24 protein-coding genes, 1 pseudogene and 1 riboswitch are annotated in these 25402 nt (G+C 31.1%); of the genes and pseudogenes, 7 read left to right on the top strand and 18 right to left on the bottom strand.

The window, feature by feature from the left end:
- Nucleotides 1-13: 13 nt before the first annotated feature.
- A pseudogene (locus tag JG554_RS06780) lies at nt 14-1392 on the bottom strand (RecQ family ATP-dependent DNA helicase).
- Entirely contained in the window at nt 1379-2344 is a 966-nt protein-coding gene (locus JG554_RS06775) for a helix-turn-helix domain-containing protein (protein ID WP_070038236.1), read from the bottom strand. The pseudogene JG554_RS06780 and the gene JG554_RS06775 overlap by 14 nt, the downstream one beginning before the upstream one ends.
- A 109-nt stretch (nt 2345-2453) precedes the next feature.
- On the opposite strand from JG554_RS06775, the gene JG554_RS06770 reads away from it, so the two are divergent.
- The gene (locus JG554_RS06770) at nt 2454-2702 is read left to right on the top strand and encodes a ferredoxin (protein WP_019468351.1); all 249 of its coding nucleotides are present in this window, start codon (nt 2454-2456) and stop codon (nt 2700-2702) included.
- A gap of 485 nt (nt 2703-3187) precedes the next feature.
- On the opposite strand, the gene JG554_RS06765 is transcribed toward JG554_RS06770, so the two are convergent.
- From JG554_RS06765 to JG554_RS06740, 6 genes are all read right to left on the bottom strand, one after another.
- Nucleotides 3188-3739 carry an ECF transporter S component gene (locus JG554_RS06765; protein WP_203265212.1) on the bottom strand — a complete coding sequence of 184 codons (552 nt, stop codon included), beginning with the start codon at nt 3737-3739 and terminating at the stop codon, nt 3188-3190.
- Between the two features lie 64 nt (nt 3740-3803).
- Nucleotides 3804-3940, bottom strand: a riboswitch (FMN riboswitch).
- 216 nt (nt 3941-4156) lie between these two features.
- Entirely contained in the window at nt 4157-5929 is a 1773-nt protein-coding gene (locus JG554_RS06760; protein WP_070038240.1) for an ATP-binding protein, read from the bottom strand.
- Nucleotides 5913-6638: a response regulator transcription factor gene (locus tag JG554_RS06755; protein ID WP_046208214.1), complete on the bottom strand. Its 726-nt coding sequence runs from the start codon at nt 6636-6638 to the stop codon at nt 5913-5915. Before JG554_RS06755 ends, JG554_RS06760 begins: the two co-directional genes overlap by 17 nt.
- Before the next feature lie 135 nt (nt 6639-6773).
- Entirely contained in the window at nt 6774-7511 is a 738-nt protein-coding gene (locus JG554_RS06750; RefSeq protein ID WP_046208213.1) for a pseudouridine synthase, read from the bottom strand.
- On the bottom strand, nt 7504-8052 hold the full coding sequence (scpB, locus tag JG554_RS06745) for an SMC-Scp complex subunit ScpB (RefSeq protein ID WP_081254262.1): 549 nt from the start codon (nt 8050-8052) through the stop codon (nt 7504-7506). Before scpB ends, JG554_RS06750 begins: the two co-directional genes overlap by 8 nt.
- Nucleotides 8036-8770 carry a segregation and condensation protein A gene (locus JG554_RS06740; RefSeq protein ID WP_046208212.1) on the bottom strand — a complete coding sequence of 245 codons (735 nt, stop codon included), beginning with the start codon at nt 8768-8770 and terminating at the stop codon, nt 8036-8038. Before JG554_RS06740 ends, scpB begins: the two co-directional genes overlap by 17 nt.
- Before the next feature lie 91 nt (nt 8771-8861).
- Between JG554_RS06740 and JG554_RS06735 the strand changes: the two genes are divergently transcribed.
- The gene (locus JG554_RS06735; protein ID WP_046208211.1) at nt 8862-9368 is read left to right on the top strand and encodes a DUF309 domain-containing protein; all 507 of its coding nucleotides are present in this window, start codon (nt 8862-8864) and stop codon (nt 9366-9368) included.
- 91 nt (nt 9369-9459) lie between these two features.
- On the opposite strand, the gene xerD is transcribed toward JG554_RS06735, so the two are convergent.
- From xerD to JG554_RS06720, 3 genes are all read right to left on the bottom strand, one after another.
- Nucleotides 9460-10347, bottom strand: coding sequence for a site-specific tyrosine recombinase XerD (gene xerD / locus JG554_RS06730; protein ID WP_064208929.1), 888 nt, complete (start codon nt 10345-10347; stop codon nt 9460-9462).
- Nucleotides 10348-10383: 36 nt separating this feature from the next.
- The gene (gene fur, locus JG554_RS06725; protein ID WP_019468360.1) at nt 10384-10830 is read right to left on the bottom strand and encodes a ferric iron uptake transcriptional regulator; all 447 of its coding nucleotides are present in this window, start codon (nt 10828-10830) and stop codon (nt 10384-10386) included.
- A gap of 104 nt (nt 10831-10934) precedes the next feature.
- Nucleotides 10935-11477, bottom strand: a complete 543-nt coding sequence (locus JG554_RS06720) for an NUDIX hydrolase (protein ID WP_046208209.1) — start codon at nt 11475-11477, stop codon at nt 10935-10937.
- 194 nt (nt 11478-11671) lie between these two features.
- Between JG554_RS06720 and JG554_RS06715 the strand changes: the two genes are divergently transcribed.
- Nucleotides 11672-12586, top strand: a complete 915-nt coding sequence (locus JG554_RS06715) for an aldo/keto reductase (protein WP_046208208.1) — start codon at nt 11672-11674, stop codon at nt 12584-12586.
- Nucleotides 12587-12846: 260 nt separating this feature from the next.
- Here JG554_RS06715 and JG554_RS06710 read toward each other — a convergent pair whose 3' ends face one another.
- Nucleotides 12847-13605, bottom strand: coding sequence for an SDR family NAD(P)-dependent oxidoreductase (locus JG554_RS06710; RefSeq protein WP_070038242.1), 759 nt, complete (start codon nt 13603-13605; stop codon nt 12847-12849).
- Between the two features lie 145 nt (nt 13606-13750).
- Here JG554_RS06710 and proC point away from each other — a divergent pair, with 145 nt between their 5' ends.
- On the top strand, nt 13751-14566 hold the full coding sequence (gene proC, locus JG554_RS06705) for a pyrroline-5-carboxylate reductase (protein ID WP_046208206.1): 816 nt from the start codon (nt 13751-13753) through the stop codon (nt 14564-14566).
- A 132-nt stretch (nt 14567-14698) separates the two neighbouring features.
- On the opposite strand, the gene rnz is transcribed toward proC, so the two are convergent.
- Complete coding sequence (gene rnz, locus JG554_RS06700) at nt 14699-15619, bottom strand: ribonuclease Z (protein WP_064208927.1); 921 nt, start codon at nt 15617-15619, stop codon at nt 14699-14701.
- Nucleotides 15620-15767: 148 nt separating this feature from the next.
- Here rnz and zwf point away from each other — a divergent pair, with 148 nt between their 5' ends.
- On the top strand, nt 15768-17252 hold the full coding sequence (gene zwf / locus JG554_RS06695) for a glucose-6-phosphate dehydrogenase (RefSeq protein WP_046208204.1): 1485 nt from the start codon (nt 15768-15770) through the stop codon (nt 17250-17252).
- A 289-nt stretch (nt 17253-17541) separates the two neighbouring features.
- A complete protein-coding gene (locus JG554_RS06690; RefSeq protein ID WP_046208203.1) occupies nt 17542-18411 on the top strand; it encodes an AraC family transcriptional regulator in 870 nt (289 codons plus the stop codon).
- A 118-nt stretch (nt 18412-18529) separates the two neighbouring features.
- Here the strand turns inward: JG554_RS06690 and JG554_RS06685 are convergent, their stop codons facing one another.
- The 3 genes from JG554_RS06685 to JG554_RS06675 form a co-directional block, all read right to left on the bottom strand.
- Nucleotides 18530-20179 carry a glycoside hydrolase family 13 protein gene (locus JG554_RS06685; protein WP_070038244.1) on the bottom strand — a complete coding sequence of 550 codons (1650 nt, stop codon included), beginning with the start codon at nt 20177-20179 and terminating at the stop codon, nt 18530-18532.
- A 553-nt stretch (nt 20180-20732) separates the two neighbouring features.
- Nucleotides 20733-22142: an NADP-dependent phosphogluconate dehydrogenase gene (gene gndA, locus JG554_RS06680; RefSeq protein WP_070038247.1), complete on the bottom strand. Its 1410-nt coding sequence runs from the start codon at nt 22140-22142 to the stop codon at nt 20733-20735.
- Nucleotides 22143-22210: 68 nt separating this feature from the next.
- Nucleotides 22211-23350 (bottom strand): M20/M25/M40 family metallo-hydrolase, encoded by a 1140-nt coding sequence (locus JG554_RS06675; RefSeq protein WP_070038250.1) that lies wholly within the window; start codon nt 23348-23350, stop codon nt 22211-22213.
- A gap of 201 nt (nt 23351-23551) precedes the next feature.
- Between JG554_RS06675 and prli42 the strand changes: the two genes are divergently transcribed.
- Nucleotides 23552-23650 (top strand): stressosome-associated protein Prli42, encoded by a 99-nt coding sequence (gene prli42 / locus JG554_RS06670; protein ID WP_150822912.1) that lies wholly within the window; start codon nt 23552-23554, stop codon nt 23648-23650.
- A 170-nt stretch (nt 23651-23820) separates the two neighbouring features.
- Here the strand turns inward: prli42 and JG554_RS06665 are convergent, their stop codons facing one another.
- Nucleotides 23821-24816: an aromatic acid exporter family protein gene (locus JG554_RS06665; protein WP_203265211.1), complete on the bottom strand. Its 996-nt coding sequence runs from the start codon at nt 24814-24816 to the stop codon at nt 23821-23823.
- Between the two features lie 12 nt (nt 24817-24828).
- Nucleotides 24829-25266, bottom strand: a complete 438-nt coding sequence (gene brxB / locus JG554_RS06660) for a bacilliredoxin BrxB (protein ID WP_046208198.1) — start codon at nt 25264-25266, stop codon at nt 24829-24831.
- Between the last annotated feature and the right edge of the window lie 136 nt (nt 25267-25402).

The following is a 25402-nucleotide window of genomic DNA, read 5'->3' as shown; positions in this document are numbered from 1 at the left end:
AAGTATTTATCTTTTATTTGAATATATTTCGTAATTTTTCTTTAAAATCCATTTTTCTTTTCACTTTTTTCTATTAATAATATTAATTGGTTTTAATTCTGTGTCATTATCACAGCACTGTGTTGGTTTTGTTGATAGATTTTCACCGAAAAACTCTACCATATATGACCTACGACATTGGTCTAAATTTTTATAACCTAACATTCGATAATAACCGCGTTGTTTTCTTTCAAATGCTGTTTTGAAAATAGTACGCAATTGTTCAATTTTAAAATTACTACTTAGAACCTCTAATATTTCATTTTTTTCAGGTGGTAAAAACATACCTAATTCAAATGTATTCACATCTTCTTCAGTAATTATATCTGCAAACAATAACGTTTCTAATAGATAACTATCATCTGGTTGGTAAAGACTGATTGCTTGGCTAGAGTAGCCATCACGTCCTGCACGACCAATTTCTTGCATATAACTTGATGGACTTGTGGCTAGATGAAAATGTATGATGGTTCGTATATCTTTTTTATTTATCCCCATTCCAAAAGCACTTGTTGCAACAATAATTGGTATTTCATTATTTATAAATTGATGCTGTACAGTATGTCTTTCCTGATAGGTTAAGTCACCATGGTATATCCCAGTTAAAAAACCATATTGATAAATTGCCTTTGCTAAAGTTAGGCACATTTTTTTGGATGAAACATAGATAATAGTTGGACCTGATTGTTCTAACGTTGGAAGTAACCATTTTAACTTTTCATGATCATTTTCGAAATTTATGTGTGATAATGTAATATTTTCTCTATTCGTAGTTGTTTTCACAACAGTAAATGTTTTATTTAGCATGTGATTTAAATCATATGTTAAATAAGGTGGTGCTGTGGCAGTCAAAGCAAGTATATTGGCTTTAGGAAAATAATTGATGATTTTCCCTACAAGTGCATAGTGTGGTCTGAAATCATAACCCCATTCAGATAAGCAGTGGGCTTCATCTAAAACGATTAAACCTAAATCTAGATGTTGTATAAGTTTAAAATTATGTGGTTGCAACAAAAATTCGGGACTTAAAAATATAAAACGACTATGCTTTAAGTATTGTAAATTTTGTTTTTTTTCATTTTCATCTAATCCGGAATGGATGCATGAAACGTAATGCTCGCCTTGTAGTTTTAATTGCATAACTTGATCATCCATTAAGGATATTAACGGTGAGATGATAAGGGTGGGCTTTTGTTTGATATAGGTTGGTAATTGATAACATAAACTTTTTCCACTACCAGTCGGCAATATACCCAAAGTATTTTCATCATTTAATACATGCTCTATAATTTCCTGTTGTCCAGGCTTAAATGAATCAAAACCAAACCATTTTTTTAATTCATGATGTAACATTTAAATCACCTCTTTCAACACCGATGATTAATAGTTTAATTTCAAAGTAATTTAATTTTGGAAATTTCTCTTTGTAATTTCTTAATCTTTCGCTGCGATTTTCTACATAGTAACTTAGAAACTGTGAATATGAATTATCATTTATAAATACATCGTATTGTGAAAGATACCCTTTTATAAATAATTCTAGAATATGATCTTCAATTGTGTTTGATTTTACATTTTGTGTCTTAGCTAATTCGTTAAAGCTGAGACCTTTTTTAATACCTATGTAAGTTTCCTCTGTTTTAAAAAGCAACGTTGGTAAAATAATTAATTGATTTAAAATAGGATATTTAATCGCATTTTCCAATTCAAACATCATGATTACTAATTCATTTATTTCTAGTTCGAACAATTGTTGTTGCGAAATATTTTCTATTAAGCTGACTTGTTGTCTTGTATACATACTTTCTTTATAACCTTGTAAATAATAGTGCAAATACGTTTTACTATTTTTTTCAGAAATTGAAGAGAAAAGAAGATTTAATTCTTCTTTTAATTTGCAAGATATATTCTTATTTTTAGCACTGTTATATACTTTTTTAACTCTATGTTGAATTGTATTGTTGTGTGTAATAGGCACAAAATGTAATGAATCATGTGAAATATTCGAAATTGTTTGGGTTAATAATTGAAGTGCCTTAAAGGTGTTTAATAAACTATCATATGTATACCTTGGATGTGTACGAATTAATCGCGTACCATCAACATCCTGTTGTCCATTTTGAATATATCCAACAAATGATGGATATTTTAAGTTTGGTAAGCTATGATACAATGATAATAGTTGTTGACTACAGGCGTCAAAAAAGGTTTGATGGGATTTTTTGCCTGTGATAATATTATATATGCTTTTTTCTGTTTTGTAATTATGTGCTTGCATTCGTGTAAAGCGAATTAAATTATACATGTGTGCTCCCTCATTTTATAAAACAAAAACATTTGATAAAATTTTAAACAGTAACTACAATACTAATTGTGTTATTAGTGTAGCATGTTTGTTAAAGGAGGCGAAGAGTTTGGCTAAATATACAATTGTTGATATGGATACATGCATTGCATGTGGTGCTTGCGGTGCTGCTGCTCCTGATATATATGATTACGACGATGAAGGTATCGCATACGTTATACTAGATGATAACCAAGGTACTGCGGAAGTACCAGAAGAATTATATGAAGACATGGAAGATGCTTTAGAAGGTTGTCCTACAGATTCTATTAAAATTGAAGAGGAATCTTTTGACGGAGACCCTCTAAAATTTGAATAATAAAATTAATCAAATAGATATTCATTTTTGCATGAAATGAATTTATAAAAGCTCAGTATATTCATTGTTTTAATGAAAAAGCTGAGCTCTTATTTTATGAAAAATAATCATTTATTAATTGTAGTATGAAAATAAAGCAAGTTGAAATATAGCATGTAAATCTCACAATCAAAATAAATGACTAATCCATATGAAATAGCTTGGTCATTTTAAATTTTAAAATTCGACAAATTCGACCAGGTTGTTCACTCGTCTGGAGATATGACTCGATTCTATAATCTTGTGCTTATATCATTCCATTAAGTGTTAACAAGTTAAAAAACTATTTTAAAAGATGCGTTTAAGTACAAAAATAATGATAAGCAACTTCACTTTCAACTTTAGCAAAAGTTTTCAATAATAAAGAAGCTGAGACAAATAAATTGTCTCAGCTTCTTTTATTATTGCGTGTCCATTTTTTCATATTCGTGGTATAAGCTAATTAATTAAAAATTATCTAAGTAAAATCTTTTTAAACGTTTGAATAATAACATAAATATTAAAGAAATTATTATACCTTTTACTATATTAAAAGGTATAACACCGGAAACTATCACAATTTTTATATTTTCAACTACATTTGATAAATTCATAATCATCCCATAAAGTGGCAATAAAACAAAATAATTTAAAATACTTAGAACAATCGTCATAACAATCGTCGCTATTGTAAATCCAATGATTTGTGTTTTGACTGTATGATTATTTTTAATTATATAAATGGCACTTAAAATAAAACTAGCGCCAGCTAAGAAATTAGCAATTGGTCCAACTGGATCCCCTATATTAAATAAGAAATTAAGTAAATTTTTTATAAATAATATAATAATACCAGCTACTGGCCCTAAACTAAAAGTTGCTAATAGAGCTGGAATATCACTAAAGTCTAATGTTAAATATGGTGGTAAAAATGGGATTGGAAATTTGATAAACATCAAAATAAATGACACCGCACTTAACATACTTATCGTAATAAGTCGCTTGGTTTGTTGTTGCATATTCAATTATCTCCTTCCATTCATCTTACTTAGAAAAGGAGGATTTAATTGCACAACAAAAACCCTCCATCTTCTCCCATCCAGACTATACTGTCGGCTCTAGAATTACACTAGATCAGCCATTTATCTTTTTAATAGATAAATGGGTCGCAGGCTTCAATTACTGCCGGTTGGGAATTACACCCTACCCCGAAGATGAATTTCTTAAATTTTATAAATATATCATAGCCTATTACTCAGATAAAAACAATAGACCTGCTTATGCTAAGTAAATTACATAATTTATGAAAAAGACGAGATTGAAAATCAATAGTAATGTATTGACTCTCAATCTCGTCATTTATAGAACACACATGCTTGATTTACATTAAGATTATAAATTAAATTACATTTCACTTTCTATGATTACTTTAATAGTCATGTATCTTCACGTTCTTCTGTTGGTTTTGGTAATTTAATTATAAATGTTGTGCCTTTGCCAAGCTCACTTTTAACGTCTATCGTACCTCCATGTTCATCAATAATCATACGACAGATAAACAGACCTAACCCAGTACCTTGTTTACCTCGTTTACGAGCAGTGTCGACTTTATAGAAACGATCAAATACTTGTTGTAAATGTTCTGGAGCAATACCAGATCCTGTGTCTGAAATGTATAAAATATTTTCATTTTCTGACTCTCCATAACTAATCGATATTAAATCACCAGGTTCTGTATATCTAGTAGCATTATCTATAAGATTAGTTAAAACCTGTTCAATTCTATCGGTGTCGAAATACCATAATTGATTGTGTGTATTTGGATTTAAATTCATCGTTAACTTTAAGTCATTTGCTTGTTTCTGGTATTTTTGTTGCATTCTATTAAGCAGTGGATCAATTGGCTGTTTCACTTTCTCTACAGTTAGCCCTTCAGCATCCATACGTGCAACATTGAGCAACTCATTTACTAATCGATTTAAACGTTTTGTTTCATCAAGGACAATCGACAATGATTCATGTATTTCGTCTGGCTCTGTTACAATACCATCCACTATCGACTCTGTATATCCTTGTAGCAATGAAATAGGTGTACGCAATTCATGTGATACATTAGCAATAAAATCTTTTTTCATTTGATCAATATTATGTTCATTGGTCATGTCACGAATAATAGCTACAATACCACTTCTGCCATCAGGCTGAATTTGTTCAATATAACTTGTAATAATGACAAAATAGCGTGTGCTAATTTCATATTCTTCGAATTGTGTTTTTTTGGATTTAAATGTTAATTCATTTTGACGATCAAGTTTGTCTAAATCGTGTGCATCCAATATTTTTAAAATATTTTGTGCCATCTTGTTTGATATAATTATTTCTTGTTTATCATTAAAACCTAGAACGCCTTCAACCATAGAGTTTATTAAACTGTCTCTGATATTTTTTGATGAGGATAATGCGTCGATGTGTTGTTGTATTTCCGAACTCATCGTGTTAAAAGCACGTGATAACTCACCAATTTCATCTCGAGAATTAACAGGAACTACTTGTGTATAGTCTCCTTTAGAAACTTTTAATGCTTGAGTCCTTAAATTTCTTAGTGGTTTTGTAATTCGAGATGATAAGAAAAAGGCAAACACAGTAGTAATAGATAAAAAGATTATAGCAATAATTAAAATAATGACTGTAATCACATTATTGGTATCTTCTATCGTTTTCAAATCTTGATAGATAAAAACACCACTATATTTACTATTATGTGCACTCGATTCTAAATTTTTTGATGGATAACCTATTAAAACATAAGTTTTTTGCTGTTTATTTATATCTATTGTCACGTGCTCAGATATCTGCTTTCCTTTATCAAACACTTTTTCGTAGTTTTTATTACTTTTTATTTCTTTGAACATCTTTTCTTTTGTCTCATCATTATTGATGCTATCCATGTGTTTATGATTCATGATAATAAGCCCCACTGGACCCTCGATAAGAGACTTACTATGCTTTATGGCAGTCGTTTTATCTTCTGAATGCTCAACTAAATGACTGATTCTTTTAGCATCTTCAAGTAATGAATCTTCTGTTTCTTGCGTAAAGTAAGATTGTATAAACGTTATAAGTGCTGCACTTAATAAAATTAAAACTGTCGTTACTATAAAAATTATAGTTAACCACAGTTTTACTACTACATTATTGAGGCGGTTCATTTTCAGATTTAACCTCGAATTTATAGCCAACGCCCCAAACTGTTTGAATCATTTGGGCAGCTTCATCAGAAACGCGATTTAATTTCTCTCTTAAACGTTTTACATGTGTATCAACAGTACGCAAATCTCCATAAAATTCATAATGCCATACTTCTTTTAATAGTTGCTCACGATCAAAGACTTTATTTGGCGTTTTTGCTAAAAAGATTAAAAGTTCATATTCTTTTGGCGTTAAGTTTACTTGGTTGCCATCAGCTAGCACGCGATGAGCATCATTATCAATCACAAGATGTTCAAATTCTATTAAATCTCGTGCATGTGGTTCACTTTGTTCTGTATGTGCAACTTGAGTTCGTCTTAATAGCGCTTTGACACGTAAGACCACTTCACGTGGTGAAAATGGTTTTACAATATAATCATCTGCACCGGATTCGAAACCTTCTACGCGGTTTGTTTCTTCTCCTTTAGCAGTTAACATAATAATTGGTGTTTCTTTCTGTTCTCTGAGTCTAGCTGCTACAGTAATGCCATCCATTTCTGGCAACATTAAATCTAACAAGATACATGCATAATCATGTTCCATTGCCATTTTGTAGGCTTCTTGTCCATCTCTAGCTTCATGAGTTTCAAAAGATTCTCTTTCTAAGTACAATTTTAATAATCGTCTGATTCTATCTTCATCATCAACGATAAGTATTTCGTTTGACATAGGTTCGTACCCTCCCACACTGCTAACTTCAATTTCAACCATATTATATCATAGGTTGAGCTATAAAAGTGTTTATGAATGAAAAGTTTGTGAAAAAATTATCAATATCAGGATTTTGTTAAAGGAATGTCATAATTATTGTCCGTGTTCTGCAATTTGACGTAATATTTTTACTTCATGCGGTGTGAGTACTCGGCCTTCACCAGCATTGAGTCCTTTTAAATTTAAGGGTCCAAATTCTATGCGTTGTAATTTTGATACTTGATGTCCAAAGTATTCAAACATGCGTCTAACTTGTCTATTGCGACCTTCAGTTATTGTAATTTCAACAAGTGTCGTATTTTTATCTTTGTCTTGGTTTTTAACTTTAACAGTCGCAGGTTGCGTTTGCCCATCTTCTAAATTAATACCTTGTTCTAATGCTTTAACTTCTTCACGCATGAGATACCCTTTTAATTTAACAACATATTTCTTTTTGATTTTATAACGTGGATGTGTCATTAAGTTAGTGAATTCACCATCATTGGTAAGTAAAAGTAGCCCTGATGTATCATAATCTAAGCGTCCTACAGGGTATATTCTTGTCTTAATTTGTTTGAAATAATCAGTAACGACCTTTCTACCTTTGTCATCAGAAACGCTAGTGATAACTTGTGAAGGTTTATAGAAAAGAATATATAGTTTGTCTTCTTGTTCTAATTTAATGCCTTCAACTTCTACTGTATCCGTTGGTTTTACTTTAGTACCTAATTCTGTTTTGATTTCACCGTTTACTTTCACTTTACCTTCTGTAATTAATGTTTCCGCTTTACGTCTTGAAGTATAGCCACTATTTGCGATACGTTTTTGTAATCTTTCTGTTTCTTTATTCATTTTTTTCTCCTTTTTGATTTACTAAATTACTGAAGAAGGCTTCTATTTCCTCATCTTCTTCATCCGTAGTTGGTAAATCATCTAATTGTTCAATACCAAATACATTTAAGAATAGTTCTGTTGTATATAATTGTTGGCTTCTAGAATCTGCCTCATCTTTGGCTTCAATTAAACCTCGTGCTATCAAGGTTTTGACGGCTCCGTCCGAATTTATACCTCTAATCAATTCAATATCACTACGAGATAATGGCTGATTGTATGCGATTATCGATAAAGCTTCCATAGCTGCTTGTGATAATTTCATTTTTGATTTTTGTTCAATTAACTTCTCAATAAATTCTGACGCATCTTTTTTGGTGGTTAAGACATAATTTTTACCATAATGTTGGATCTCTAAGCCACAAGCGTCATATTCATTGATTAATGTATGAAAACGATGTTGGTCAATGTCTAAAATTTCTAGTATTTGCTTTTCTTCAAGTCCTTCATCACCTGCAGTATAAAGTAATGCTTCTAGGATTCCTTTATCGTTCAATGCCATAATTAACTCCTCTTAAAATATTAATATCGTCAAAACTTTTTTGTTGTTCAATATTTACTATTCCAGATTTCGACATTTCTAGTATGGCGAGGAAATGAGTGACTACCATTTCCAGTGGTTCAGTAAAATTAAATAAACTAAAAAAGTTGAATGATTCATGTTTTTGCAAACGTTGAGTTACTTGTGTAGTAGCTTCTTGTATTGTGAACGTTTCTTTTCGAATATCAACGGTTTTGGGTGTTTGGTATTCCACACGATTTTTCACTTTTTGATAAGCAATGATGAGTTCTGTTAAATCAATCGTATTATTAGGGTCCCAAGTTTCATTTGATTCTAAATGTGTTAAATCCGTTGGGTGTTTAGAATAATACTTCTCTCTTTCTGCTCTTTTTTCGTTTAATAGCACTGTATATTCTTTATAGTTTTGATATTCAATTAATCGCTCAACCAAATTTTCACGTGGGTCATCTTCTAAATCGTCAACTTCATCTGAATGAGGCAAAAGCATTTTGCTTTTTATCATTAGTAATTCTGATGCCATAACTAAATATTCACTTGCCACATTAATTTCTAATTGACTCATCGCATGAATATATTGCATATACTGTTCTGTTAAAGATTTCATTGGTATATCATAAATATCAATTTCAAATTTTTGAATAAGATGCAATAATAAATCTAAAGGACCATTAAAGGCATCGAGTTTTACTTCATACATTTTATCTACCTCATATTAGCAAGTTAAGTGCGTAATTCACTAAAATATTATAGCATGTTTAATACAAACATTTAAAATCGGAGCGATAAACATGTTAAAAATTGCACTTCAAGATTTTTATTTCCAATTCCATACAAAGCAACATTACTTTCTTTGTCACGATATTTTAGAAGACGCTTGGAAAACAAACCCAAATTACAATAAAGGAGATGCTGTTGTAAGTCTTATATTGACTGCAACTGGCGCTTATCATTACCGTAGACATAATTATGTAGGTGCCTATAAATCGTTTGGTAAGTCATTAAAAGTAATAGAAAAGTACGACTCAGCAATTAATATTGGACTCGATATAGAAGCGTATAAAGCGCTATTAGTCGAATTAATTAATGCTACAAAGAAGGAGAAATCTTTCGAGCCTATTCATCTCCCATTAACTGCGACAATGGAGCAAGTTATATTACAACAATACCCGCATTATGCGATGACATATTATAAAATTGAAGATGATTATATCATTGACCACCATTTAAAAAGAGACAGAACTGAAGTCGAAGCAGCAAGAAAACGCGCTCTACAAGCTCGAAACAAATGGATATAAGCATTAATCTTATATGAATATATTTATTTAAATAATGTAACTACAATAAAAAACACAGTCTAGTTATTCAATAGAATAAACCAGGCTGTGTTTATGCTCTTGGATGAAATTCATTATACATTTTACGAATTTGTGATTTTGAAACATGTGTATACAATTGTGTTGTAGATATGTCAGAATGGCCGAGCATTTCTTGTACTGCACGTAAATCTGCTCCATTTTCGAGTAAATGTGTGGCAAATGAATGTCTTAATGTATGTGGTGTTAAAGTTTTTAGTATATTTGCTTTGATACCATTTTGTTTAATCATCTTCCATATGGCTTGTCTTGATAAAGGTTTACCGTGCATATTTAAAAAGAGTGTGTCAGTTACCGTGTTTTTTAATAATTGTGGTCTTACTGTTTCCAAATAAGTATTTAAGTATTCAATCACTGTATCTCCTAATGGCACAATTCTTTCTTTATTTCCCTTACCAAAAACACGTATAAAGCCCATAATTAAATTAACATCTTCTAACTCTATTTGAATCAGTTCTGACACACGCATGCCAGTGGCATAAAGTAATTCTAACATCGTGCGATCTCTATATCCGTTATTTTTGGATAAATCAGGGGTTTCTAATAGTCTAAGTACTTCATCTATTTCTAAAACATCTGGTAATTTACGATCATATTTCGGCGTTTCTATTAATACTGTTGGATCTTTTGCTGCATATTTTTCTCTTAATGCAAACTGATGAAAACTGCGGATAGTGGAAATGAAGCGTGCTAACGATTTTGAAGATGCACCTTCATCATGTAAGTGACCCAAACATTCTTGAATAAGTTGTCTATCTACAAAATCAATATGACTAATTTTGTGTAATGTTAAAAATTCATCATATTTTTTTAAATCTCTTCGATATGCACCAATTGTATTTACACTTAATCCTTTTTCTAATTGTATAAATTTCAAATATTCATCTATAATATTTTTCACTGTACTACCTCTGTTTCTGAAATAGTATTTTTTAAATTATTTTCCTTTTGCTTGGCACGATGCACAAATACCATGGAATGTTAAACGATGGTCTAATATTTTAAATTCAAATTCATTTTCTACTCTTTCCTCTACGCGAGGTAATAAGTCTTCTTCGATTTCTTCTACTTTACCACATTCCATACACACAAGATGGTGGTGAAAATGTTTTGCTCCTTCTTTTCTTAAATCGAATCGTGCAACACCATCGCCAAAGTTTATTTTATCCACTACCTTTAATTCTGCTAGCAATTCTAATGTACGATAGACAGTTGCAAGTCCTATTTCAGGTGCTTTGTCTTTAACTTTTAAATAAACATCTTCAGCACTTAAATGATCTTTTTCATTTTCAATTAAAACTCTCAATGTTGCCTCACGTTGTGGCGTCAATTTATAAGATGATTGCTGTAATTGTTGCTTCACGCGATTTAATCGTTCTTCCACGGAAGCCTCACTCCCCTACTAATAATTATAATCATTTTAATTTAGTTATGATATATATATTTAAAATACCAATAATTGATAAAATTCGCAAGTATTCTCGCCTCTTATTTATAATGATTATAATTAAGTAGTAAATGTTGTAAAGCAATAATGGTTTTTGCATCTTCCAATTCTTTATTATCTAATAATGTTTTAATTTCATTTATATCAAAATATGCTATTTCTAAAAATTCATCTTCATCTAAATGCATTTCACCTTTTGTTAAATTTTTTGCCATATAAATTGATATTTTTTCGTTTGAGAAACCAGGTGAACCATACATTTCAGTAATATGTTCTAATTCATCTGCAATATAACCAGTTTCTTCCTCAAGTTCACGCTTAGCTGCGGATATACGTTCTTCGTCTTTTTCTAATTTACCTGCTGGTATTTCTAATAGTGGTTTTTCGCAAGCTTTACGAAATTGTTTCACTAATATCACTTTATTATCAGGTGTAATTGGACAAACAGCGACAGCACCGTTGTGGTATATTAATTCACGTTTAGAAGTTTGTCCATCGGGTAGTTCAACATCGTGGACTTCTAAATCTATGATTGCTCCTTTATAAATAGAAGCGCTATGCAATGTCTTTTCAAATAGGTTCATAAATAATCACTGTCCTTTTAATTGGTTTAAGATATTGTTAAGATGTACTCATTAGTTAGTTATTATGGGAATAGCGAATGAACACATATTGAGTTTGATTTTTGTTTTGTATAGAATAGTTAATATTGAAAAAATCCAACTTACTTTATTACGTCTACGCCCTATTATCCAAGTGTATCGAAAGGAGATAAAACATGCAAAAAAATGTTTTGAAAAGCGGTATAGAAATTTCAGAGTTAGGTTTAGGCTGTATGAGTCTTGGGACAAATAAAAAGCAAGCAGAGCCTATCATAGAACGTGCAATTGAACATGGTATCACTTATTTTGATACAGCTGATATGTATGACAAAGGTGTAAATGAGACAATCGTTGGTGAGACATTAAAGAAATACCAAAATAGAGATGATATAATCATTGGCACAAAAGTAGGAAATCGTTTAACGGAAGATGGGTCTACAACATGGGATCCTTCTAAATCTTATATTAAAGAAGCAGTGAAAGGCTCATTGAAAAGACTTGGTTTAGATCATTTAGATTTATATCAGCTACATGGTGGTACAATTGATGATCCTATAGATGAAACGATTAGCGCTTTCGATGAATTAAAGAAAGAAGGTATTATCCGTGCTTACGGTATCTCCTCAATAAGACCTAACGTAATCGATTACTATTTAAAACATAGCGATATCGAAACGCTAATGTCTCAATTTAATTTAATTGATAACAGACCGGAACAACTTTTAGATGATGTACATGCTAAAAAAGTTAAAGTATTAGCTCGCGGTCCAGTGTTTAAAGGATTATTAACTGCTAAAAGTAATAATGTGTTAGATTCAAAATTCAGTGAAGGTATTTTTGACTATACTTATCAAGAACTCGGCGAAACAATTGCATCCATAAAAGAAATAGAAAGTAATTTAACTGCACTTACGTTTAATTATTTAACGTCTCATGATGCTTTAGGTTCCATCATTGTTGGTGCAAGTAGTACAGATCAACTTGATGAAAATGTAAAAAATTATCAACGTTCAAAAGACATAAGTTTAGAAGCTTTAAAAGCAGCACAAGAGCGCGTGAAAAATTTAGAGTATACCCAACATTTAAAATAAATCTCTTTTACTTGTTTCCAATATGTATGTATGCGAAAAATTGAAAATCTTAAAGTTTTAATTGTATAAACGAGATTGTTTCTAAGACCGAAAGCTAAAAAATAAATAACTTCAATCAAAGCCAAAACGTCAATTTCTATTGTGATTTTATAGAAATTGACGTTTTTATATTAAAAGCTTAATTATCCGTAACACCATTATTGCTATCTTCTATTTTAATGCTATTGTCAAAATGACAATTTCTCATTTTTGAAGTAGCGTTACCTTTTGTTTTTAAATAAAGAAGTGAGGTGTTTTTCTATAAAGCGTGGCATTAATTGATAAATTTTTAGTAAATTATGCATCCATCTAGGTTGATTAATTTCTAATTTTTGCCTAATTATACCTTCGATAATTTGGTTTGCTAGTTTTTCGGGATCAAGCATTATATCTCTGTATTTTTTAGCAAATTTCATTGATGGATCTGCTTTTTCATGGAATGGCGTCGCTATTGGCCCTGTATTAACTGTCATAATATGATAATTTGGTTTTTCAATGCGCAGTGCATTTAATAATTGATTGAAAGCCGCTTTACTTGCACCATAATGTGCAGCATAACCTTGGCTTATAAAGGCAGCTTGACTACCTATACCAACGATAATTGGATTTTTAGAGAAAGCCGGTTGTACAACTTTCATTAATAGATTAAAATGCAATACATTCAACTTATATGTTTCAAACATTTCAACAGATGTATGGTCTTCAATGGATTTAAAATACCCAAGACCAGAACAATAGATGAGTCCATCAATCGTTTGATGTTGAAAGTAATTTTTTAAATCCATGATTTCCTGTTGTGATTGTAAATCACATTTAATGATATTAAGATGTTCTGTGTTATATTGTGTTTTAAATTGTTTTAATTTCTCTGGATTTCGTGCAAGTACCGTAACATGTACTTTTTTAGTTAATAATGTTTTTAATATGGCTTTTCCTAATCCACTTGTACCACCTGTTAATATAAAATGTTTACCTATCATAGTAAATTCTCCTAGCTTTAAATTCATAGTTTAAGTATATGAGTGTAAATGATATTTTACTATAGATCTTTAAAAATTCTTAGCCATAATTTAAAACTATGTTAGTATGGAAACATAAAAAGCAAAGAGGAAGTGAAGTCTTCACATGAAACTAGTATTTTATGGTGCCGGAAATATGGCGCATGCAATTTTTACAGGTATCGTTAGTTCAAAAGTGATTGATTCTAAAAATATTTATTTAACGAATCGTTCGAATGAAGTTGCATTAAAAGAATATGCTGACGAATTAGGTGTGAACTATAGCTATGATGATGCGGCATTGTTAAAAGATGCAGATTATGTATTCTTAGGAACGAAACCATATGATTTTGATGAGTTAGCAGATCGTATCAAACCATATATTGCAGAAAAGAATAAATTTATTTCTATTATGGCTGGTTTACCGATAAGCTATATTCGTGAAAAATTGGCTTCTAATAATCCAATTGCGCGTATCATGCCAAACACAAATGCACATGTCGGACATTCAGTTACTGGCATTAGCTTTTCCAATAATTTTGGAGCTAAATCAAAAGAAGAAGTTGATAGTTTAATAAATGCATTTGGTTCTGCAATAGAAGTTTCAGAAGATAATTTACATCAGGTAACAGCGATTACTGGAAGCGGTCCAGCATTTTTATACCATGTCTTTGAGCAATATGTTACAGCAGGTACACGTTTAGGTTTAGAAAAGTCACAAGTAGAAGAATCGATTCGGAATTTAATTATAGGAACGAGTAAAATGATAGAACGTTCAGAACTGAGTATGGAACAGTTAAGAAAAAATATCACTTCTAAAGGTGGTACAACACAAGCAGGACTTAATGCACTTGCAGATCATGATATAGAGGCTATATTCGAAGATTGTTTACGTTCTGCAGTTAATAGAAGTATTGAATTATCCAACCAAGACAATGATTAATATCTTTTAAAAAAATTAAATTATTATAGATAAGTGGGACAGTAATCTAAATTGTAAAATACTTCCAAAGTTTATTATTAAGACTCGTTTTGGAATACATCAATTTTTAGATAACTGCCCCACTTTTCATTTTTAAAATTGCCAAGCATCAAAGTCATTAACAAAATTAAATGGTGGTGTATCACTTAAAAGTTTAAGTGATTTACTAATTTCACATACTTCTTCTTTAGTATAACGATTACTGATATGTGTGATTAAACTGTAGTCGACATTGGCTTCTCTTATCAATTCAAAAACATCATCAATATGACTATGGTGATAACTATTAGCCAATGATTTATCTCCTTCTATATATGTACTTTCATGTACCATGATATTTGCATCACGTGCAATTAATAATTCGTTTTTACAAGGCATAGTGTCTCCAAATATTGCTACTACTGGACCTTTAACTGCGTCGTCTTTAAAGTCCTTGGAGTTGTAGATTTCACCTTTATATTCAAATGTTTCATTGTTTTTTACATCTTGATATTTAGGGCCGGGTTCTAATCCGATGCTTCTAAGTGCTTCAACATTTATTTTACCAGATTTATATGGTGCTTCCACTCTATATCCAAATGAAGGAATACCATGATTTAACATATGTGCTTCAACATTAAATCCATTGTGTTGATAGGACAATTGTTCCTCAATCTCAATATAGGTAATAGGATAATTTAATTTTGATTCTGATAAAGTTAAAGTTGTTTCTATATATGATTTAATACCTTTGGGACCAATAATCGTAAGCGGTTTACCCTCACCTCCTTGGAAAGATCGGCTTGTTAGCAAGCCAGGTAAGCCAAATATATGATCTCCGTGCATATGCGTGATAAAAATGTGATCAACTTTACCTAATTTAATTGAATGATGTAATATTTGATGCTGTGTGCCCTCACCAACATCAAAAAGCCATATGCTGTTAGAGTATGGTTCCAAATTTAATGCAATCGCTTGCGTATTTCTTTCTTTAGTTGGCAGACCAGCACTTGTCCCAAAAAACGTAATTTCCATGCATATGCCTCCTCTTCTTGTTCATATTTTATCATATAAAAGTATTAAAAATATAATAAAATATGATATTACAAGCAAAATTGTGGGAAGATATTGGTATATTGGTCTATAATAAATACAGATTTAATAAAGAATTGAGGTTTTGATCTTGAATACTAGAAATAAAGATATCCCATGCTTAATTACTATTTTTGGAGCAACTGGTGATCTTAGTCACAGAAAATTATTTCCATCATTATTCCATTTATATCAACAAGAAAATTTGAATGAGCACATTGCAATCGTTGGAATTGGTAGAAGAGATTTAACAAACGATGATTTCCGTAGTCAAGTGAAGTCGTCAATTCAAGAACACGTTAAAGATACTAAACACTTAGATAAATTTATGGAACACGTATTTTATCATAAACACGATGTAAGTGATGAAGCGAGTTATCAATCACTATTAGAATTCAGTAATAAATTAGATCATGATTTCCAATTGCAAGGTAATAGACTCTTTTATTTAGCTATGGCTCCAAATTTCTTTGGTGTTATATCTGACTATTTAAAATCTTCTGGATTAACAGATACAACAGGTTTTAAACGCCTAGTAATTGAAAAACCATTCGGCTCAGATTTAGAATCTGCCGAAAAATTAAATGAACAATTACGTCGTTCATTTAAGGAAGAAGAAATATACCGTATCGATCATTATCTAGGTAAAGATATGGTTCAAAATATTGAGGTATTACGTTTTGCCAACGCAATGTTCGAACCATTGTGGAATAACAAATACATTTCTAACATTCAAGTTACTTCATCCGAAGTGCTTGGTGTTGAAGACAGAGGTGGCTACTACGAATCTAGCGGCGCATTAAAAGATATGGTTCAAAACCATATGTTACAAATGGTTGCCTTACTCGCAATGGAAGCACCTATTAGTTTAAATAGTGAAGATATCAGAGCAGAAAAAGTTAAAGCTTTAAAATCTTTACGTAAATTAGAACCAGAAGAAGTTCGGCAAAATTTTGTTCGTGGTCAATATGATGAAGGTGTCATTGAAGGTCAGCAAGTAAAACGTTATAGAGATGAAGATCGTGTAGCAGAAAATTCTACCACACCAACTTTTGTTTCAGGTAAACTAACGATTGATAATTTTAGATGGGCTGGTGTACCGTTCTATATAAGAACTGGTAAACGAATGAAAAGTAAAACGATTCAAGTAGTTGTCGAATTCAAAGAAGTCCCTATGAACCTATACTATAAAACAGATAAAAAATTAGATTCCAACCTCCTAGTTATTAACATACAACCAAATGAGGGTGTCTCCTTACACTTAAATGCTAAAAAGAATGTACAAGGCATTGAAACTGAGCCAGTACAATTATCGTACGCAATGAGCGCGCAAGATAAAATGAATACGGTTGATGCTTATGAAAATTTATTATTTGACTGTTTAAATGGAGATGCAACTAACTTTACACATTGGGAAGAATTAAAATCAACTTGGAAATTCGTTGATGCAATTCAAGAAGAATGGAACCAAAATGAACCTGAATTCCCTAATTATACAGCTGGAACAAATGGTCCATTAGCAAGTGATTTACTATTAAGTAGAGATGGTTTCCACTGGTGGGACGATATTCATTAGTTAACATGTAACTTTTTAAAAAATAAGGCAATGATACAAGTTTCTATTTGTGCTTGTGTTGTTGCTTTTTTATTATACCCTATTTGTGTTATGATTTAGACTATTGATTAAACTATGAATATACAATTTTAGATTGTTTACATTTTACCCTATTTAATATTTTTGAGATGTAAGTCATATAAAAATGATGTAAAATAGAACTAATCAACAATGATTCATAACATAGTGTATAGAAAAGTAGCGAGGTACATATTTAATTGTATTTAGTTATAATTTAGGAGTGAAAGTTTTGGACGTTATCAAGCAAATCCAACAGGCAATTGTATATATTGAAGATCATTTGCTAGAACCTTTACATTTGCAAGCACTTAGTGATTACGTTGGTCTTTCACCATTTCATATTGATCAATCATTTAAAATGATTGTAGGTCAATCGCCAACAGAATATGCAAGGTCAAGAAGATTGACTTTAGCTGCTCAAGACATTTTAAGTGGTTCAGCTCGCTTGGTAGATGTTGCAAAAAAGTATAGCTATAAAGATGCTAATGATTTTGCTAATGATTTTAGTGATTTTCATGGTGTTTCTCCTATTCAAGTCAATACAAAACGAGACGATTTAAAAATGCAACCAAGACTTTATATTAAACTTACTACTACAGAACGTGCGCCTTATACGTATCGTTTAGAAGATACACAAGGCTTATCTTTAGTGGGTTATGCTAAATTTTTGAATTCAGACGAGATTGACAACCCATTTAAAGTGCCTGATTTTTTAGAAGATTTATTAATTGACGATAAAGTTAAGGAATTACAACGATATAATGATACGAGTCCACATGAGCTATTTGTGGTTAATTGTCCACTTGATCATGGTATGGAAATTTTTGTTGGCGTGCCAAGTGAAAGATACCCTGCTCATCTAGAAAGTCGTTACTTACCTGAAAGACAATATGCTAAATTTAATTTGCAAGGTGAGATGGATTATGTCGTCAATGAAGCTTGGTATTATATTGAGACTAGCCTGCAGATGACTTTACCCTATGAACATAATAGTTTGTACGTTGAAGTTTATCCATTTGATATTTCATTCGATGATCCATTCACTAAAGTTCAATTATGGATGCCTGTTGATCAAGAGCAATATGACATACTTGAATAACAATACACAAAAATGCTTAAATAACAAAAAGCGAGTAAGCAAACTTATTATTAATTGAGTTGCTTACTCGCTATTTTTGCGTTTGTAATACTATTTAATGTGGTAAATCGAAAATGTTTTATAATTTAATTACAAATGCTTCGTATGGTTGGATATTTTCAAAATCAATAGTATTGTTTTTATAGTTGTGTAGTAAGATATTTTCTTCTATCACGTTCATATCAAAGTATAATTTAGCTTCTTGATTTGTTAAATTACCAACAATTAGTACACTTTGACCATCTAATTCTCGTGTATATGCAAATACTTGACTATTTTCTGAATCAACTAGATTAAACGTTCCATATGTAAAAATATCTTGAGATTTTTTTAATTTTATTAAAGCTTTATAGAAATTTAATATTGAATTTGGGTCTTGTTGTTGTTGTGCAACATTAATCGTTTTATAGTTTGGATTTACAGGGAACCAAGGCGCTACGTCTGAAAATCCTGCAAAGTTAGAATTATTCCACTGCATAGGCGTTCGTGAATTATCTCTATTTTCTTTTTTATGTTTATCTAAAAGTTTGGATACGTCGCCACCCTGCTGTTTGACAATTTGGTATTCATTGACTACTGCAACATCATTAAAAGTTTTAATATCATCAAATGGATAATTGGTCATACCAATTTCTTGCCCTTGATAGATAAAGGGTGTACCTTGTTGTAAAAAATAAACGACTGCATGACTTGTAGCAGATTCAAACCAATAATGCGAATCATCTCCCCAAGTTGATACACGTCTTGGCTGATCATGATTTTCAATAAATAATGCATTCCAACCAACATTTTCAAGTTTTTTTTGCCATTCATTTAACACATTTTTATAGGCATTGACATCAAATTTAACATCACCTGAATTCCATAAACTTAAATGTTCGAATTGAAAAATCATATTGAACTTACCAGTTGACTCACCTACCCATGGTTCAGCATTATCTGGACTGACGCCGTTTGCTTCCCCTACAGTCATAATATCATAATGATTTAAAGATTTATCCTTCATTTCTTGTAACCAAGTTTGTATGCCAGGTTGATTCATATCCACTTCAAATGCTGGCGCATAATCTTTTCCTTCTGGTAGTTTTAAGTCACCAGCTTCAAATGTTTTTTTAATATGTGTTATTGCATCTACTCTAAAACCATCTATACCTTTATTAAACCACCAATTCATCATTTCAAAAATAGCATTTCTTACTTCTTTATTTTCCCAGTTTAAATCTGGTTGTTTTTTACTGAATAAATGAAAATAATATTGACCTGTATGTTCATCAAATTCCCATGTAGATCCATTAAATATACTTTCCCAATTATTTGGCTCTGAACCATCTGGTTTCGGATCTCTCCAGATATACCAGTCACGTTTAGGATTATCTTTACTTGATTTTGATTCTATAAACCACTGATGTTCATCTGACGTATGGTTTACGACTAAATCTAATATTAATTTCATATCTCTTTGATGTACTTCATATAGTAATTGATCAAAATCTTCCATAGTCCCAAACTCATCCATAATATCTTTATAGTCGCTAATGTCATAACCATTATCATCATTTGGAGATTTATACATTGGGCTAAGCCAAATAACATCAATGCCTAAATCATCTAAGTAATCTAATTTTTCTATCACACCTTTTAAATCTCCGATACCATCGTTATTTGTATCATTAAAGCTTCTTGGATAAACTTGGTAAGCAATTGCTTCTTTCCACCATTTCCTGTTCATATAAATCCCCCTTCAAAGGTATTGAATTCGTTAAATCCGTTCATTATTAATATTTGAAGTGTTACCTATGAGTTGTATTGTCATAAAATATTTGCATGACAAGCAGTAGCGAATATTTCATTGTTATAGGTTAATACAATATTAAATATAAAAGAATTAATTACATATATTATTAGGTTAATTAATGTATGTATAAAAGTCAAAAGTTTGGCGTAATCGCTTCCAAATGAAACAGGTATGATATAAAAAAGATATTTAGTTTATACATATAGATTTCATTTTTAAAAATCAGCTAAACAATAACTTTATTTTTAAATTCGATTGAATAAGTAATTTTATTTATAGAAAAACACTTCCGTATAAATTCATTTTATATTATGAATTTAGCGAAAGTGTTTATATTATAATTATGAACTTCACTATTTGAGGCCAATCCATCGTTAATTTTAATGACAATTAACACGCTTTAGCTAGAATTACTTATGTTTTTGGTAATTTTTCAGTTCCATCTGAGATAATTATATTAGAACATGAATGTTATAAAACATCTAAATTATTCATCAATCCACTGTGTATGGAAAATACCAGAACGGTCTTTACGCTCATATGTGTGTGCACCAAAATAATCGCGTTGTGCTTGGATTAAGTTAGCTGGTAAATTTTCTGAACGATAACTGTCATAATAGTTAATACTTGCAGAAAAACCAGGTGTTGGTACGCCATTTTGTACGCCTGTTGCTACAACGTCACGTAAAGCATCTTGATAATTTGTAACGATGTCTTTGAAATAAGGATCTAATAGTAAGTTTTGTAATTCACTATCATTATCATACGCTTCTTTAATTTTTTGTAAGAATTGCGCACGGATTATACAACCTTCACGCCAGATCATAGCAAGCTCACCTAATTGAAGATTCCATGCATGGTCTTCACTAGCTTTTCTCATTTGAGCAAAACCTTGCGCGTAAGAACAGATTTTACTCATATAAAGTGCTTTGCGGATTTTTTCAAGGAATGCTTCTTTATCACCCTCAAATTTAGCACTAGGTCCATTTAATTGTTTAGAAGCATTTACACGTTCTTCTTTAATTGAAGAAATAAAACGAGCAAATACAGATTCAGTGATTATTGTTAAAGGTATTCCTAGTTCTAAAGCATTGATAGATGTCCATTTACCAGTACCTTTTTGGCCGGCTGTATCTAGTATTTGTTCAACTAATGGTCCATTTGTTTCATCATCTAATTTATTGAAAATATCACCAGTTATTTCTATTAAATAACTTGATAATTCCCCAGCATTCCAATCCTTAAATGTTTGAGCGATATCTTCATGTGACATACCTAGTAAGTTTTTCATCATTGCATAACTTTCTGCAATTAACTGCATGTCAGCATATTCTATACCATTATGGACCATTTTAACGTAATGTCCGGCACCATTTGGTCCGATATAGGCTACACATGGTGCGCCGTCTTTTGCTTTTGCTGATATAGCTTCTAATATATGACTCACTTTATTAAAAGCTGCTTCTTGTCCACCAGGCATAAGTGAAGGTCCTGTTAATGCACCAACTTCACCACCAGATACACCCATACCAATGAAATTAACACCACTTTCAGCGAGTGCTTTGTTTCGTCTAATTGTATCTTGATAATTAGTATTTCCACCATCAATTAAAATGTCATCATCGTCTAATAATGGTAAAAGCGTATCAATTGTTGCATCTGTAGCTGTTCCTGCTTTTACCATTAGTAGTATTTTACGGGGTTTTTCTAAGGAATTTACAAATTCTTCCATTGAATATGTTGGATGTATGTTTTTTCCTTCAGATTCTTTTACCATTTCATCTGTTTTTTCTGAAGAACGGTTAAAAACTGATACGCTGTATCCACGTGATTCAATATTCCAAGCAAGGTTTTTACCCATTACGGCTAAACCTACTACACCTATTTGTTGTGTCATTTAACTAACCTCTCTTATTAAAGTTTTCTAGTATATTGTATCACAAAGGTATCTTTATATTCACTTAATCAGTTTATAGATTGTTTAATAAGCACGTCGTTAATACTTAAAAGTTGACTAGCTAACTGATTTAAAGATTCAATTGAAATTCTTTCTTCTGTAGTGTGAATGTTTTCATAACCTACACCTAAAATGACTGTAGGTATTCCAAGTTGATTTATTATATTACCATCTGATCCACCACCAGCAATGACAGTATTTGCTTCTAAACCTAAAGCTAAAGCGCTAGATTTTGCTATAGAAGTTACCGCTGCATCATCAGAAATTTTAAATCCTGGATAACTTTTGATGATTTCTACTTCGGCATGACAATGATACCTTTTTGCTGTTGTTTCAAAAACAGATTTCATATGATTGACTTGTCTGACGATACTTTCTTCTGAATGTGAACGTGCTTCTGCATTTAATGTTACTTTTTCTGCCACAATATTGGTAGCAGAACCACCTTCAAAACGACCAATATTTGCAGTGGTATAGTCATCTATTCGACCTAAGTTCATTTCACTAATTGCCTTTGCAGCTACATTGATTGCGCTTATACCATGGTTAGGTGTACTGGCATGCGCTGTTTTTCCCAATATAGTCGCATTCAGTTTCATTTGAGTTGGCGCACCAACTACAGTTGTGCCAACTGGAACACTTGCATCAATTGCAAACCCATAACTCGCATCTAGTAAAGTTTTATCTATTGCTTTCGCCCCCTCTAAGCCAATTTCTTCACCAACAGTCAAAACAAATTGAATTTGACCATGAGGCAAATGTTGTTCATTAATAACATGGATAAATTCTATAATAGCTGCTAAGCCAGCCTTATCATCTGCACCTAAAATCGTAGTTCCATCTGAGTATATGTATCCATCATCTTTTACAGTTGGTGTGATTTTTTGACCTGGTACAACTGTATCCATATGACTTGTGAAATATATTTTTTCAAGATGTTCATAATTGGGCGTTGCCTTTAAGGTGCAAATTAAATTATTCGCACCTAAAGTATCATTTTGAATACTGGCTTTATCTTCATAGATATCTATATTTTGCTGTTCCATTATTTTTTTAAGATGGTATTGGATATCCTGTTCATTGCCACTTTCAGAATCAATTTGAACGAGTTCTAAAAATGTCTCTAATAGACGTTGTTTATTTATCATATAAATCCCCTTTTCTATAATCACAATTTATTTTAGTTTACATAAGTTTAAAGCTTAGCAAAACAAATATGTTTATACGTATTCGTCTAGTTATGTTATAATATACATTGATAAAATAGTAGTGACTTGAAATATTGTGGATGAGTCACAGTACAATATTGATTTTTAAAACGCATTTGATATATTTTGGAGGAATTAAGTTTGAATAACAATAAAGTGCTTAGATTTATAATTGTAGTTATGTTGATAGCAGTCGTACTTGCATTAATCTTGACGAGTATCGTTCCTTTAACAAATTAAAAAATGAAAATAAATATTAATTAAAATTGTGTCATGTATCATTTAGCGATGTAAATTATATTGCTTTATGGTACATTTTTTGTGCTTTTTTACATTAAAATGACCTAGGTAAAAGAAAGTGAGTGCGCCATTTCTTTTACCTAGGTCAAGGTGATTATTATTTATGCATATTATGAAAAAATTGTTGATTTTGTATCTTTATGTAATTTTAAGGATCCGAATTGTGATTTAACTTCTAAATATTCTTCTAATTCATTGAGTAATTGTTTAATGCTTGCTCTAGTTCTGAAAGAAGCATGTGAGTTTGGTAACTCTAATTGATCTAACTCTAATTTGATTTCATAAAGAGAATGCAAGCGTAAGGCAGTATAATCATTACTATTTACGTTTTGAGCTACCTCTAAAAACAAAATACTGATTTTATCTAATAACGTGTCTTTTGTTTCAATGTTTTGTATCATTTTAGACATTCTTTCTAATAATTCTAACTGTGCTTCTCTCATATCAAAATAATGATAGTAAGAATTTTCATTACGTACAAAATGATTTTTAACATCTCTAAATGCAATTGATTTTGCTTTTTGTATCGTAAGTTGTAATTGATTGAAGGACATATCTAAAGAAGGGTTAGGTGCTTTGCAAGTAGTACTGAATGTTTCAAAGATTTTTGTGAATTGATTTTCTATTTCCTCTTTATATTGTTTTAGTTTAAAGTCTAAACTAGGCATGATTAAATTCATTAAAAATGCAATACCAAGACCAACGATTAACAATAAAATTTCATTGATAAACAAGTGTATGTCAATGACTTTAGCATTAAATACATGCAGCAAAATAACACAACTTGTAACTACTCCCTCTTGTACTTTAAAAACAACAGTGAGCGGTATAAATAAAAGTACGATCACACCTAAAATAATCGCGCTTTGACCAAAATAACTGAAAGCTATTGAGCCAATCACAAGGATTAATATACAAGAGACAAATCTAGATATTATCGCTTGTAGTGAATGTACTTTTGTATGTTTAATACAAAGCACCACTAAAATGGCACTAGAAGCAAAATTATCTAACCCCATTAATTTAGCAATGATAATTCCTAGTGCCATACCTACAGCAGTTTTAATTGTTCTAAATCCGATTCGATATGGATTTAATCGCATCATCGATGTTAACCTCTATCTTTCATCACAATAAGTATCAAATAAATTTTGTAATTGATTAATAACATCCATCACATCGTGGCCTTCGATTTGATGGCGTTCTATCATTTGTGTGATTTCACCATTTTTTATTAATGCAAATGATGGGCTTGATGGTGCATATCCTTTAAAATAATCTCTTGCTTGTTGAGTTGCTTCTTTATCTTGTCCAGCAAACACTGTTACAAGTCTGTCTGGTAATTTATCATAATGTAATGCATGCGTAGCTGCTGGTCTAGCAATACCACCGGCACAACCACAAACTGAGTTAACCATTACTAGTGATGTGCCTTCTTGATTTAAGACTTTATCAACTTCATCAGCTGTCGTTAATTGTTCATAACCTGCTTCTTCGATTTCATTTCTTGCTTGGCTTACTACATCATTCATATATAAATCAAAATTTAAATCCATATTCAAATCACCTTTCGTTATCAATTTATTAATTTCATTTTACTAATATATAGACAATAGTTCAACATGTGTGTTTAATCTGACAACAAGTTCGTTCATCATGGAACCTTCAATAATAAAGTTTTTAAAATAAAAA

The sequence above is a fragment of the Staphylococcus sp. 11-B-312 genome (assembly GCF_016743055.1).
GTDB lineage: Bacteria > Bacillota > Bacilli > Staphylococcales > Staphylococcaceae > Staphylococcus > Staphylococcus ureilyticus.
Note: the sequence above shows the minus strand (reverse complement) of the source record. Positions and strands in the feature narration are given on the sequence as shown.

Excerpts from the sequence above, each read along its gene's own strand:
- JG554_RS06715 (WP_046208208.1), top strand. The coding sequence starts at position 11,672 with ATGCAAAAAAATGTTTTGAAAAGCGGTATAGAAATTTCAGAGTTAGGT.
- JG554_RS06665 (WP_203265211.1), bottom strand. The coding sequence starts at position 24,816 with ATGATGCGATTAAATCCATATCGAATCGGATTTAGAACAATTAAAACT.
- JG554_RS06740 (WP_046208212.1), bottom strand. The coding sequence starts at position 8,770 with ATGTATGAAGTAAAACTCGATGCCTTTAATGGTCCTTTAGATTTATTA.
- proC (WP_046208206.1), top strand. The coding sequence starts at position 13,751 with ATGAAACTAGTATTTTATGGTGCCGGAAATATGGCGCATGCAATTTTT.
- brxB (WP_046208198.1), bottom strand. The coding sequence starts at position 25,266 with ATGGATTTAAATTTTGATTTATATATGAATGATGTAGTAAGCCAAGCA.
- JG554_RS06760 (WP_070038240.1), bottom strand. The coding sequence starts at position 5,929 with ATGAACCGCCTCAATAATGTAGTAGTAAAACTGTGGTTAACTATAATT.
- JG554_RS06755 (WP_046208214.1), bottom strand. The coding sequence starts at position 6,638 with ATGTCAAACGAAATACTTATCGTTGATGATGAAGATAGAATCAGACGA.
- rnz (WP_064208927.1), bottom strand. The coding sequence starts at position 15,619 with ATGGAAATTACGTTTTTTGGGACAAGTGCTGGTCTGCCAACTAAAGAA.
- JG554_RS06775 (WP_070038236.1), bottom strand. The coding sequence starts at position 2,344 with ATGTATAATTTAATTCGCTTTACACGAATGCAAGCACATAATTACAAA.
- JG554_RS06685 (WP_070038244.1), bottom strand. The coding sequence starts at position 20,179 with ATGAACAGGAAATGGTGGAAAGAAGCAATTGCTTACCAAGTTTATCCA.
- gndA (WP_070038247.1), bottom strand. The coding sequence starts at position 22,142 with ATGACACAACAAATAGGTGTAGTAGGTTTAGCCGTAATGGGTAAAAAC.
- JG554_RS06765 (WP_203265212.1), bottom strand. The coding sequence starts at position 3,739 with ATGCAACAACAAACCAAGCGACTTATTACGATAAGTATGTTAAGTGCG.
- JG554_RS06735 (WP_046208211.1), top strand. The coding sequence starts at position 8,862 with ATGTTAAAAATTGCACTTCAAGATTTTTATTTCCAATTCCATACAAAG.
- JG554_RS06750 (WP_046208213.1), bottom strand. The coding sequence starts at position 7,511 with ATGAATAAAGAAACAGAAAGATTACAAAAACGTATCGCAAATAGTGGC.
- JG554_RS06675 (WP_070038250.1), bottom strand. The coding sequence starts at position 23,350 with ATGATAAATAAACAACGTCTATTAGAGACATTTTTAGAACTCGTTCAA.
- scpB (WP_081254262.1), bottom strand. The coding sequence starts at position 8,052 with ATGGCATTGAACGATAAAGGAATCCTAGAAGCATTACTTTATACTGCA.
- JG554_RS06710 (WP_070038242.1), bottom strand. The coding sequence starts at position 13,605 with ATGATAGGTAAACATTTTATATTAACAGGTGGTACAAGTGGATTAGGA.
- JG554_RS06720 (WP_046208209.1), bottom strand. The coding sequence starts at position 11,477 with ATGAACCTATTTGAAAAGACATTGCATAGCGCTTCTATTTATAAAGGA.